We start from the raw sequence: 12,770 nt of genomic DNA, 5'->3' as shown, positions 1-12,770 counted from the left end.
TCAGAGGCTGAGCAGGGAGTAGAGGATGGCGGACATCGCGACGCTGCCGATGAACAGGACCACCACGTTGCCCGGCTGGCCGGCGTATTTGCGCATGGCCGGCACCTTGCGGATCGCGTACATCGGCATGATGAAGAGCAGGGCGGCGATGATGGGACCACACAGGGATTCGATCATGCCGAGGATGCTGGGGTTGAGCGTGGCGGCGATCCAGACGGCGGCGACCATGAACAGGGCGCTGAAGCTGTTGATCGCCTTGAGGTTGACGGACTTGCCCTGGCTGCGAAGCTGCTGGGAGATCAGGCCGTTCAGGCCTTCGCGGGCGCCGAGATAGTGGCCGAAGAAGGACTTGGTGATCGCCACGAACGCCACGGCCGGGGTCAGGAGGGCCATCAGCGGGTTGTCGAACTTGTTGCCGAGATAGGACAGGATGGAGATGTTCTGGGCCTTCGCGTCGGCCAGTTCCTGCGGGGTCAGGCTGAAGACGCAGCTGAAGACGAAGAACATGACGACCAGGACCATCATGACGACCGCATACTTCTCGATGCGGGTGGTCTGCGCTTCAGCCTCTTCGCCATACTGGTTCTGCTGGGCGACGACGAAGCGGGAAATGGCCGGGGAGTGGTTGAAGGAGAACACCAGGGCCGGGATGCTGAGCCACAGGGTCAGGCTGAACTGGCCGGCGGTCGGGGCTTGTTCGAGGATCGCGCCGTTCCAGTCGGGGGCGAGATAGAGGCCGATGCCCATCAGGACCAGCACGAAGGGATAGACCAGCCAGCTCATGACCCGGACGACCATCTGCTCGCCCAGCTTGATGACGGCCATCAGCCCGAGGATCAGGCCCAGCGACAGCAGGATGCGCGGCGGCGGCACCATGCCCAGCTGATGCACCATGAAGCTCTGGACCGTGTTGGTCAGGCCGACGCCGTAGATCAGCAGGATCGGCAGGATGGTGAAGAAGTAGAGCAGGGTGATGAGCTTGCCCGCGGTGGCGCCGAAATGCTCGGTCACCACCTCGGTGATGTCGCTGCCCGGTTTGGACGAGGACAGGATGAAGCGGCACAGGCCCCGGTGGGCCAGATAGGTCATCGGGAAGGCGATGACCGCCATCACCGCCAGCGGCCAGAAACCGCCAAGGCCGGCGTTGATGGGAAGAAAAAGGGTGCCTGCGCCAATAGCCGTTCCGAAGAGCCCAAGCATCCACATGGTGTCATGCTTGGTCCACGGCAGTGGAGGATTGCCAAGCCTCGTGGATTCCGTTGAGATGCTGACCATTTTTATGCCTCCAGCATGCCTTTGATCGTGGATGTTCAGGCCATCCCGGAAAGGCTGCGCTTTGTTGACCTGGAGGAAGCCTATCAACACTCCGTCGGCAATTCCCGACCGATCCCGGGAGCGGTGGAATAGCGAAATGAGCGGCGGAATGGAAAAATGAGCGGAGGCGGGCGGGGGCGCACACATCGCCCGATGCCCGTGGAGTCCCCTCTCCCCCCCGGGGAGAGGGTTAGGGTGAGGGGGTGACGTGGCGGGGATTCTCGGGAGGGCACGCAGTGCATCCCCCTCACCCCGACCCTCTCCCCAGGGGGGAGAGGGGGATCTGAGGTGCATGAATCCGCCCCACCGCTTCTCACTGGTCTTTCGGCCGGGGATGGTTCACACCATGCGCCTCAGCCCAGCACATGCCGTCGCTCACCTGCCCGGACCCGACGGACCGGATGCGCGGGTGTAGGGAGCTTCAACCGATGCAGATCAATCTCGTGGACCTCTCTCTGGTCCTTCTCCAGCAGATGTGCGTCTATCTGGTGGTGGCCTACCTCCTCAGCAGGACGAAGTTCTTCATTCCGCTGACGCATGTGACGATCCGGCCGCCGCACAAGCTGGCCTGCTACGTCATCTTCTCTGTGTTCTGCATGATGGGGGCCATCCTCGGCATGCCGGTGGTCCATGCCATCGCCAACACGCCGGCGATCGGCGCGGTGCTCGGCGGGCTTCTCGGCGGGCCGGTGGTCGGCGTCGCGGTGGGAATCACCGGGGGGCTGTACCGTTATTCGCTGGGCGGATCCTTCGCGCTCGCGGCCGCCCTCGGCATCGTCGCGCAAGGCCTGCTGGGCGGCCTGATGCACCGCCACCTCATCAAAAAAGGCAAGGTCCGCACCCTGTTCGATCCCGTCAAGGCGGGCGCCCTGACCTTCGTCGGGGTGGTGCTCGAACTGCTGATCGATCTCGCGGTGGCGCGGCCCTTCGGCCAGACGCTGGAGATCGTGCTGCTGATCGCGGTGCCGGAACTGATCGCCAATACGCTGGGTGCGGCGATGTTCATCGGCATCCTGCTCGACCGCCGGGCACTGATCGAACGGCAGTCCAGCCTGTTTTCCGCCAAGGCGCTGGCGATCGCCGCGCGGGCCGACGGCGTGCTGCGCCGGGGCTTCAACCAGGAAAACAGCATGACCGTCGCCCGGATCATCTATGAGGAGACCGGGGTGGGTGCCGTCGCCATCACCGACCGCGAGAAGATCCTCGCCTTCATCGGCATCGGCGACGACCATCATCTGCCCGGCACGCGGATTTCCTCGGCGAGCACGCTGGACGCCATCGCCAACAACGAGGTCATCTATGCCGATGGCAACGAGGTGGCCTATCAGTGCTCGATCAGCCCCACCTGTCCGCTGGGGGCGTCGCTGGTCATCCCGCTGGTCGGCGAGGACAGCCACGTCATCGGCACGATCAAGCTGTACGAGCCCAAGACCAAGCTGTTCTCCACCATTAACCGCACGCTCGGCGAGGGCATCGCCAAGCTTTTGTCGAGCCAGATCCTCGCCGGCCGCTACGAACAGCAGAAGGCGATGCTGGCGCAGGCGGAGATCAAGCTTCTGCATGCCCAGGTGAACCCGCATTTCCTGTTCAACGCGCTGAACACCATCGCCGCCGTCACCTGCGACGATCCGGAAAAGGCCCGCGACCTGATCGGCGACCTGTCCACCTTCTTCCGCATGAATCTCAAACGGCCCAGCCAGATCGCCCCGCTGGCCGAGGAGATCGAGCATGTGAACGCCTATCTGCAGATCGAACTCGCGCGCTTTTCCGACAGCCTGTCGGTGGACATCGACATCCCCGACAGCCTGGGCCGGGTGCGGCTGCCGGCCTTCACGCTCCAGCCGGTGGTGGAGAATTCGATCAAGCACGGCACGTCGCAGTTGCTCCGTCCCGGCCATGTTTCCATAAAGGCCCGGCAGGAGAACGAAGTTCTCGTCGTCGATGTCGAAGACAATGCCGGCCTGTACGAACCGAAACCGACAGGCCAGGGGCTCGGCATGAGCTTGGTCGACCGCCGCATCAAGAACTGTTTCGGCCCTTCATACGGTGTTACCGTTGCGTCCGAGCGGGACGTCTTCACCCGCATCACGATCCGGGTTCCTCTGGAGGCCGCTTCCAAATGATCAACGTGCTCATCGTCGATGACGAACCGCTGGCCCGCAAGGAGCTTCGCCGCGTTCTCTCGAAGACCGACGACATCAACGTCATCGGGGAATGCAGCAACGCCATCGACGCCATCGGCGTGATAAACCGGGAAAAGCCGGACGTCGTGTTCCTGGACATCCAGATGCCGCGGGTAAGCGGCATCGAGATGCTGAGCATGCTCGACCATGAAAAGATGCCGCACATCGTCTTCCTGACGGCCTACGACGAGTTCGCGGTACAGGCGTTCGAACAGCATGCCTTCGATTACCTGCTGAAGCCGGTCAACCAGGCCCGTCTCGACAAGACGCTGCAGCGCCTTCGCCGCGACCGCGAACCGCAGAAGATCGACCAGCTTCCGGGCGCCAACCAGCTGCGCCAGATCCCCTGTTTCGGGCAGCACCATGTGCAACTGGTGCGCATGGAGGATGTCGAGCATGTGGCGTCCGGCGTCAGCGGCGTCTATGTGGTCTCCACCGACGGAACCGAACGGCCGACGGAGCTTCCCCTCCACATCCTTCAGGACCGCACGCCTCTGCTGCGCTGCCATCGTCAGTATCTGGTCAACACCGACTGCATCGAGAAGATCAACTTCCTGGAAAACGGCCTTGCGGAAATCAGCACGAAACGCGGGCAGGTCATCCCCGTGAGCCGGCGCTTCTTCCCGCAGATCAAGGAGCGGCTCGGAATCCTTTGACCGGGAAACATCAGGGCAGCTGCACCGCCGACCGCCATTGCCGCAGGAAAGTCCCGCGCTTGAGCGGGTCGAGGAAGACCAGCAGTGCCGCGCTGAGCGCTATCGGCTGCAGGGGCGCCACGGTGCTGGAGCGCAGGCCGGCGGCCGACGCCTCTCGGGTGACCGAGGAGGAGAGGGCGTAAAGGGCGGAGCGGTCGGCGACCACCTCCTGCCCGCGGGTGGACAGCAGGTAATCGATGAACAGTCCGGCCAGCCGGGGGCGCGGCGCCGATTTCGGGATCACCGCCACGCGCGAGATGACCAGCGTGTAGTCCTCCGGCATCACGATGCCGATGGGGGCACCGGCCGCCACCCGCGCCCGCGCGTAGGACCCCAGGACATTGTAGGCGATCAGCGCCTCGCCCCGCTCCACCATGTCGAGAAGGTCGGCGCTGCAGCAGGCCGTCCGCACCTGGGCATTGCCCATCAGCGCCACCAGTTGCCAATATTGGCTGAACAGCAGCGCGTCGTGCGAGGCCAGGAGATAGCCGATGCCGCTGATGGTGACGTCGTAGGTGGCGACCAGCCGGCCGTAATGGGCGCGATCCTCGCGCAGCAGCCGGATCAGCGCGTCGCGGGTGCGCGGCACCCGGTCTTCGGCCAGGCGGTTGCGGTCATAGGCGATCACTGCCGGCTCGAAGGTGAAGCCGAAGGCTTCGTTCCGCCAGTTGGCCCAGCCCGGCAGGAACTGGCTGTCGGCCGGGATGTGGGGCTGGGTGTGGCCGTCATTCACCAGCTTGACCTGCAGGTCGGCGGCGGAGCTGATCAGCAGGTCCGGCTTGTCCGTCTCGGCATCCTTGACCGCGCGGGCGTACAGCTCGGACGTGCCGACGTCGACATACTCCACCGTGACGTCCGGATGCGCGCGCTGGAAGTCGAGGACCAGCGGCTCCATCGCCTGGCGGTCGGTTGCCGCGTGGATGCGCAGCCGGTCCCGCGCCGTGCCGGGGGCCGGATAGGTGATGGTCTGTGTCGCTGCTGGGGTCGCCGTTTGAGCGGCCGTCTGCGCGGGTGACCACAGCGCGGTCAATGCCGCGAAGGCCACGGCCAGCAATGCAGCCCGGCCGACGGACGGGCCGGCGACGGGATCAGACCCGGTGGCGGCGGTGATGCCGGCGAGCGCGCTGGGGAAGTCGATCCGCGCCACCAGCCCGCCGCCCGGACGGTCGAGCAGCGACAGGGCGGCGCCGTGCGCCTCGACCACGGAATGGACGATGGCCAGCCCCAGCCCGCTGCCGGCGACCCCGGCCGCCGAACTGCCGCGTCCGAAGCGGGTCAGCACCTTCGTCTTTTCCGCGTCCGGGATGCCGGGACCGCGGTCGGCCACCTCGATGCGCAGGCCACGGTCGCCGGGCCGGCGGGCCAGGGACACGTCGATGGCGCCTGCGGCGCCGGCGTATTTTACCGCATTGTCCACGAGGTTGGTCAGCGCCTCGCGCAGGCTGATGGCGTCGCCGGGGACCAGACCCGGCTCGGCCGCGGGGTCGACTTCCAGCCGGATCGGCGTTTCTCCGGCGACGGGCCGCGCCCGCTGGATCACCTGTTCCAGCAGGGCGCCGATGTCCACATCCTCCGGATTCAGCGCCTCGCTGCGGTGCATCACCATGGCGTGGTTCAATAGCTGGCTGGTGAGCTGGCTTGCCTCCACGGCGTTGCGGTGGACGCGCTGGGCGATGCGGCGCATGGCGGCGGGATCGTCCTCGTCCGCCGCAAGTTCGGCCTGCAGGCGCAGGCTGGCGAGCGGCGTGCGGATCTGGTGGGCGGCGTCGGCAAGGAAGGTCTGCATTGTGTCCAAATTCGACTTCAGCCGCTCCATCAGCTGGTTGATTGCATGGACCAGCTGCGACACCTCCTGCGGCGGCGGCATGGCGATGGGGGAGAGGTCGCGGGCGTGGCGATCGCGCAGCGCGCGCTCCAGCGAGCCGAGCGGAGCCAGCGCCTGCCGGATGCCGAACCACACCAGCCCGGCCACGGCCAGCATGGCGAAGACGATGGGCAGGAAGGCATTGGCGAGGATGTCGCGCGCCAGCGCCTGCCGTTCCTCCCGCGTCTGGGCGACGGCGATGGTCACCCAGCCGGCAAGGCCCGGCTGCGCCACGAAGCGGTCGAGCGTGGCGACGCGCACCCGTGCATCGCGATAGGTGGCGTCGGCGAATTGCGGGCGGACGCTGGCGCTGGGCTTGGCGGTCACCGGCAGGTCGTCGTATCCCGTGACCGGCGAGCCGTCCGGCGCGACGATACGGTAGAAGAGACGGTCGCGCCCGCCGCCCTGCTCCTCTCCACCCTGGGCCAGGATGCTGAGCGAGGAATAGGGCAGATCGACCAAGAACGCGCCGTCCTGCACGCGCACCGTGTCGGCGATCGACAGGGCGGACGCCGCCAGCAGGCGGTCGAAGGCGGCGTCGGCGGCGCGCCGCGCATAGGCGTCGACGAACAGGAACAGGCAGCCGGTCAGCACCGCCAGCACGCCGAGCAGCCGGATGAACAGGCGGCGGCGCAGCGAATAGGTTCCCTCACTCCCCGTTGCGGATTTCCGCCACATATCCCAGCCCCCGAACCGTGCGGATCTCCATCGACGATCCCTGCATCTTGCGCCGCAGCCGCGAGACGTACAACTCGATGGCGTTCAGCGCGGTGGGCTGGTCCAGGCTGAACAGGCGGTCCATCAGGTCCTCCTTCGACATCACCGCGCCGAGATGGCCGAGGAACAGCTCCAGCAGCCGGAACTCGCGTCCGCCCAGTTCGACCGGCTTGCCGTCGACCTGCACCAGCTTGGCCGCGGCGTCGAACAGGATGTTGCCGAACTCGGTGCGCGACGACGCCATGCCGTGGGAGCGACGCAACAGCGCGCGACAGCGTGCCTCCAACTCGCGCAGGTCGAAGGGCTTGACGATGAAGTCGTCGGCGCCGAGGTCGAGCAGGTCGATCTTCACGTCCACCTGCGACCGCGCGGTCATCATCAGAACCGGGGTGGCGTTGCGGCGCCGGCGCAACTGGCCCAGCAGCGCCTGCCCGTCGATGCCCGGCAGCATGATGTCGAGAAGGACGAGCTGGTAAGGCTCCCGGCGCAGCAACTCCTCCGCCTCGTGGCCGTCGGCCACCCAATCCACCGCATAGCCCAGCTTGCGCAGTCGATGGACGATGGCGTCGGCCAGATCCTCGGTGTCTTCGACGACGAGAATGCGCATGGGCTGCCCCTCCGTTCCGGACCTGTCCGATGCCTCAATGGGCCATCAGGATCGGCAGGGTAGGCGGCTCGCGCAGGATGTCGAGCGTCACGCCGCCCCATACCCGTTCGCGGACCCGGCTGTGCCCGTAGCCGCCCATCACCAGCAGGTCGCAGCCCAGCGCCTGGGCGTTCTCCAGCAGCGCCCGGCTGACGCCGGAGGATACGGCGATGCGCTGGACAGTGGCGACGATGCCGTGCAGGGCGAGATAGCCGGTCAGGCGGTCGGGATCGGCCGAGCGGGTGTCCGGCGGCGTGTCGGTGGACAGCACGACGACCTTGCCCGCCCGGTGCAGGAAGGGGATGGCGGTGGCGACCGCGCGGGCCGCCGCCGCCCCGCCGTCCCAGGCGACCGCGACCGTGTCGCCGAGCGCCGCCGGCTCCGCCTTCGGCGCCAGCAGAAGCGGCCGGCCGGAGCCGAACAGCGCCGCCTCGATCACCGGGCCCATCGCGTTGGTACCGTCGGACGCCTGGGCGATCACGGTGAGGTCGGCCAATCGCGCCTCTTCCGACACGGTTTCCGCCAGTGGGCCGGTCGCCTGCTGCCAGGAGGCGGTGACGCCGCCGTGACGGTCGCGGAATTCGTCGAACAGCTGGTGTGCGGCGTCCACCACCTCCGCCTGTTCGGCCTGTCCGATGCGGATCAGCTGCTCCACCAGCGCCTTGGGGATGGCGGCGCTCTCGATGGAGGTGCGGATTTCCACCTGCGGCATGACGCTGAGCCCCTCCACATGGGCGGCGAAGCGTTCGGCGACCAGGAAGGCGGAGGCGACGGCGCGGCGGTCCAGCGGACGGCCGGTGAGGGGAACGAGAACCTTCTTCATGGCGTGTTCTCCGTACAGGGACCGGCTTGCGGAATCCAGGCGGTTTCCGGATTCCAGGCTGGGAGGGGCGAGCCGGAAAGAGTGGGCGATCAGACCGCCGCCGATCAGACCGCGGAGGTCTTGCCGGCATGGTCGGACGCGGCGGTCCGGCTGCGGCGGCGCATCACCAGCGGACCGACCACCAGCAGCACGGCGATGGCGAGCAGGGCTGCGGAGATCGGATGGGTGATGAAGACGGTGGCGTCGCCCTGGCTGATGGCGAGCGCGCGGCGGAACTGCTGTTCGGCCAGCGGACCCAGGATCAGCCCGACGACGCAGGGCGCCACCGGCACGTTCAGCACCCGCATGCCGAAGCCGACCAGCCCGATCACCCACAGGATGACCAGATCGACCACATTGTTGTTCAGCGTGTAGGCGCCCAGCGTGGAGAACACCAGGATGCCGGCATAGAGCCAGGGCCGCGGGATGACCAGCAGCTTCACCCACATCCCCACCAGCGGCAGGTTCAGCAGAAGCAGCAGGACATTGCCGACATAGAGGCTGGCGATCATGCCCCAGACCAGTTCCGGGTTGCTGTCGAACAGCGTCGGGCCGGGCTGCAGGCCGTATTGCTGGAAGGCGGCAAGCATGATCGCCGCGGTGGCCGAGGTCGGCAGGCCGAGCGACAGCAGCGGCGCCAGCACGCCGGCGGCGGACGCGTTGTTGGCGGCTTCCGGGCCTGCCACCGCCTCGATGGCGCCGTGGCCGAACTCCTCCGGCTTCTTCGCCAGCCGCTTTTCGACGAGGTAGGACAGGAAGGTCGGGATCTCGCTGCCGCCGGCCGGAAGCGCGCCGATGGGGAAGCCCAGCAGGGTGCCGCGCAGCCACGGCTTCCAGGAGCGCGACCAGTCCTCACGGCTCATCCATTTGGAGCCCTTCAGCGCGTAGATCTCCTCCCGCTCGAAGCGGAAGCGCGAGGCGACGTAGAGCGTCTCACCCACCGCAAACAGCCCGACCGCGACGACGACGGTGTCGATGCCGTCCAGCAGCTCCGGCACGCCGAAGGCCAGCCGCGCCTGGCCGGTCTGCATGTCGATGCCGACCAGACCCAGCGCCAGCCCAAGGAACAGGCTGCCCAGCCCGCGAGCCAGCGAATTGCCCAGCACCGCCGTGACGGTGGTCAGCGCCAGCACCATCAGGGCGAAATACTCGGCCGGACCGAACAGCAGCGCCATCTTCACCATCAGCGGCGCGACGAAGGTCAGCGCCGCGGTGGCGATGGTGCCGGCGATGAAGGAACCGATGGCGGCGGTGGCGAGCGCCTGGGCACCACGGCCCTGGCGGGCCATGGCGTGGCCGTCGATGGCGGTGACGATGCTGCCCGACTCGCCCGGCGCGTTCAGCAGGATCGAGGTGGTGGAGCCGCCATACATGGCGCCGTAATAGATGCCGGCGAACATGATGAAGGCGGAGGTCGGCTCCAGATGGTAGGTGACCGGCAACAGCAGCGCCACGGTGAGCGCCGGGCCGATGCCGGGCAGGACGCCGACCGCCGTGCCCACGGTGACCCCGATGGCCGACCACAGCAGGTTGTAGGGCGTCAGTGCCACGAGGAAGCCGTGGCCGAGCGCGGCGAGGGTGTCCATGGATGCGTTTCCTTCCCGAAAGGACGCTTATTCGGCCGGCAGGAACCACTCGCCGACGGTGCCGATCGGCAGGTTCAGGTCGAGGCCGTAGTTGAAGACCGCGAAGGTCCCGCCGGCGAGCACGAGCCCGAACACGGCGTTCAGCAGATAGCGGCGATTGCCGAAGGCGCGCGCCACCGCGACGAACAGCATGGCGGCGGCCGGAATCCAGCCGAGATATTCGATCAGCAGGAACTGGGCGGCCAGTCCGGCCGCGACCAGCACCACCGCCCGCAGGTCCAGCTCCAGCCCGCCTTCATGCGCGATGTGTCCGGCGAAGGCCTCGCGCAGCAGCGACAGGGCGACCAGCATCAGGCCGGCCGAGATCAGGTAGGGGAACAGGGCGGGGCCGACGACGCCGCGGCCGGCGGACGGTGTCAGCATGGTCTCCACGGCGATCAGCGCGCCCAGGGCGAACAGGCCGCCGCCGAGCAAGGCTTCGCCGATCCGCAAACTGCGGCCAGTGGTCATCGCATCCTCCCCATTTCCATGCAGTGGCCGATGGGCGCCCCCTGCTTGCGGGCGCCCGCGACGGAGCCGCCGTTACTTGGTGACGCCGATGTCCTTCAGCGTCCCTTCGATGCGGGCGCGGTCTTCCTTCAGGAAGGCGGCGAACTGGTCGGCCGGCTGGTACTGGTCGATCCAGCCGCGCTGCTTCAGGATGTCCTGCCATTCGGGGCTGGCGACCGCCTTGGCCACGGCCTCCTGAAGCTCCTTCATCTCGGCCGGCTTGGCGTTGGCCTGGGCGAAGATGCCGCGCCAGTTGACGAATTCCAGGTCGACGCCCTGCTCCTTCAGGGTCGGGGTGTCGGTGCCGGGAAGGCGCTGCGGCGCGGAAACGGCGATGGCGCGCAGCTTTCCGGCCTGGAACTGCGGTGCGAACTCGTTGTAGCCGCCCATGCCCAGCGTCACATGGCCGCCCAGCGCCGAGGCCAGCAGCTCGCCGCCGCCGGCGGTGGCGACATAGTTGACCTTGGCCGGGTCGACGCCGACCGTCTTGGCGATCAGCCCGGCGAGGATCTGGTCGCTGCCGCCGGCCGAACCGCCGCCCCACGACACCGATCCGGGGTCGGCCTTGAACTTCTGCAGCAGGTCGCCGAAGGACTTGATGGGCGAATCTGCCGGCACGACGATGGCGGTGTATTCGCCGGTCAGCCGGGCCAGCGGCGCCACCTGGTCCAGCGTGACCGCCGACTTGTTGGTGACGATGGCGCCAAGCATGATCTGGCCGCCGACGAGAATGGCGGGGTTGCGCTTCTTGGCGGTGACGAATTGCGCCAGTCCGATGGTGCCGCCGGCGCCGGGGATGTTGGAGACCTGGACGCCGGAGGCCAGCTTCTGGTTCTGCAGCACCTGCTGGAGCGTGCGCGCATGCTGGTCCCAGCCGCCGCCGGGGCTGGCCGGGGCGATGATCTCCAGCCCCTTCATCTCGGCCAGCGACGGGGTGGCGGTGACGGTGCCGGCGATCAGGGCGGCGGCGGTGAACAGGCCCTTGAACAGGGTGGCGCGACGGGTGCCCATGGGGTTCCTCCTGGTAATGTTTTTTGTGGGAAGGCGGGTTACTTGAAGCCCTACTTGACGAGGCCGAGGTCGGTCAGCACGGCGCCGATCCGGCTGCGCTCCTCCTTGAGGAAGGCGGCGAAGCGGTCGGCCGGCAGGTAGAGGTCGATCCAACCGCGCTCCTTGGCGATCTGCTTCCATTCGTCGGTCTTGACCATCGCGCCGACGGCCTCGTCCATCGCCTTCAACTCGTCCGCCTTCAGGGTCCCCGGCGCCATCACGGCGCGCCAGTTCACCAGTTCAACGTCGACGCCCTGTTCCTTGAAGGTCGGGATGTCGATTCCGGGCACGCGCTGCGGCGCAGAGATGGCGAGCGCCCGCAGCTTTCCGGCCTGGAGCTGCGAGGCCATCTCGTTGTAGCCGCCGGTGGCGACGGTGATGTGGCCGCCCAGGATCGACGCCATCATCTCGCCGCCGGCCCCGGCCGCGATGTAGTTCATCTTGCCGACGTCGCCGCCCACCGCCTTGACGATCAGGCCGTAGAGGATGTGGTCGGGGCTGCCGACGGCGAAGCCGCCCCAGGACACCGAACCGGGATCGGCCTTGAATTTCCGGATCAGGTCGTCGAGCGTCTTGATCGGCGAATCCGCCGCGACGACGATCGGCTGGTATTCGCCGGTCAGGCGGCCCAGCGGCGTCACCTGATCCAGCGTCACCGGCGACTTGTTGATCAGGATGGCGCCGATCATGCCGAGGCCGCTGATCATCATGCCGGGATTGCGCTTCTTCGACGTGACGAACTGGCTGAGGCCGATGGTGCCGCCGGCGCCGGGGATGTTGACCACCTGGACGCCGGACGCCAGCTTGTGGTTCTGCATCACCTGCTGCATCGCGCGGGCATGCTGGTCGTACCCGCCGCCGGGATTGGCCGGGGCGATGATCTCCACCGACTTCAGTTCGGCCGAAGCCGGGGCGGTGAAGGACGCGGTGCCGATTGCCACGGCCGCGGCGAATGCCAGCTTGGCGGAAATGCCGAATTTCATGATGAACCCTCCCGACTGATTCCGTCCCCGATCGGACTTATCGTTTATCGCCTTGTCGATCGCCCGGACCGGACGGCTGCGCCGCCCCTCCGCCGGGCTGTCCAGGCCGCCGCTCCGGAAACGGCATGTCCGGGAGCAGGATCGATCCGCCAGCGCCGGCGCCGTGCGCGGCGCCATGGAAGGCGGGTTTGCGGTCTTCTTCCGGTGGCCGTGCAGGCTGGTCCGCCATGACGTTTCTCCCAGAGCGATCATTCGTGTTGGTGATTATTTATCAGACGAACCTGTCGTGAACCTGTCAGCCTTCGAGGGGATAGGCGAAAT

General features: G+C 67.3%; 10 protein-coding genes. 2 read left to right on the top strand and 8 right to left on the bottom strand.

Annotated features, from left to right (window positions below; all coding sequences use genetic code 11):
- Positions 1-1,275, bottom strand: a complete 1,275-nt coding sequence (locus tag ACWPKK_RS20845; protein WP_452007838.1) for a serine/threonine transporter — start codon at positions 1,273-1,275, stop codon at positions 1-3.
- Positions 1,276-1,742: 467 nt separating this feature from the next.
- Between ACWPKK_RS20845 and ACWPKK_RS20840 the strand changes: the two genes are divergently transcribed.
- A complete protein-coding gene (locus tag ACWPKK_RS20840; RefSeq protein WP_452007836.1) occupies positions 1,743-3,437 on the top strand; it encodes a LytS/YhcK type 5TM receptor domain-containing protein in 1,695 nt (564 codons plus the stop codon).
- Positions 3,434-4,153: a two-component system response regulator BtsR gene (gene btsR, locus ACWPKK_RS20835; protein WP_310115732.1), complete on the top strand. Its 720-nt coding sequence runs from the start codon at positions 3,434-3,436 to the stop codon at positions 4,151-4,153. Before ACWPKK_RS20840 ends, btsR begins: the two co-directional genes overlap by 4 nt.
- A 10-nt stretch (positions 4,154-4,163) precedes the next feature.
- On the opposite strand, the gene ACWPKK_RS20830 is transcribed toward btsR, so the two are convergent.
- The 7 genes from ACWPKK_RS20830 to ACWPKK_RS20800 form a co-directional block, all read right to left on the bottom strand.
- The gene (locus tag ACWPKK_RS20830; RefSeq protein ID WP_452007833.1) at positions 4,164-6,734 is read right to left on the bottom strand and encodes an extracellular solute-binding protein; all 2,571 of its coding nucleotides are present in this window, start codon (positions 6,732-6,734) and stop codon (positions 4,164-4,166) included.
- Positions 6,706-7,380, bottom strand: coding sequence for a response regulator transcription factor (locus ACWPKK_RS20825; RefSeq protein WP_324870151.1), 675 nt, complete (start codon positions 7,378-7,380; stop codon positions 6,706-6,708). The genes ACWPKK_RS20830 and ACWPKK_RS20825 overlap by 29 nt, the downstream gene beginning before the upstream one ends.
- Positions 7,381-7,414: 34 nt before the next feature.
- Positions 7,415-8,242 (bottom strand): universal stress protein, encoded by an 828-nt coding sequence (locus ACWPKK_RS20820; protein ID WP_452007831.1) that lies wholly within the window; start codon positions 8,240-8,242, stop codon positions 7,415-7,417.
- 104 nt (positions 8,243-8,346) lie between these two features.
- Entirely contained in the window at positions 8,347-9,867 is a 1,521-nt protein-coding gene (locus tag ACWPKK_RS20815) for a tripartite tricarboxylate transporter permease (RefSeq protein WP_452007829.1), read from the bottom strand.
- Positions 9,868-9,894: 27 nt separating this feature from the next.
- The gene (locus tag ACWPKK_RS20810) at positions 9,895-10,377 is read right to left on the bottom strand and encodes a tripartite tricarboxylate transporter TctB family protein (RefSeq protein ID WP_324870154.1); all 483 of its coding nucleotides are present in this window, start codon (positions 10,375-10,377) and stop codon (positions 9,895-9,897) included.
- A 72-nt stretch (positions 10,378-10,449) separates the two neighbouring features.
- Positions 10,450-11,427 carry a Bug family tripartite tricarboxylate transporter substrate binding protein gene (locus ACWPKK_RS20805; protein ID WP_452007826.1) on the bottom strand — a complete coding sequence of 326 codons (978 nt, stop codon included), beginning with the start codon at positions 11,425-11,427 and terminating at the stop codon, positions 10,450-10,452.
- 50 nt (positions 11,428-11,477) lie between these two features.
- On the bottom strand, positions 11,478-12,449 hold the full coding sequence (locus tag ACWPKK_RS20800) for a Bug family tripartite tricarboxylate transporter substrate binding protein (protein WP_452007824.1): 972 nt from the start codon (positions 12,447-12,449) through the stop codon (positions 11,478-11,480).
- Between the last annotated feature and the right edge of the window lie 321 nt (positions 12,450-12,770).

This window comes from Azospirillum largimobile, assembly GCF_977007025.2.
The sequence above is the reverse complement of the archived record's forward strand: the minus strand, read 5'-3'. Positions and strand labels throughout refer to the sequence as shown.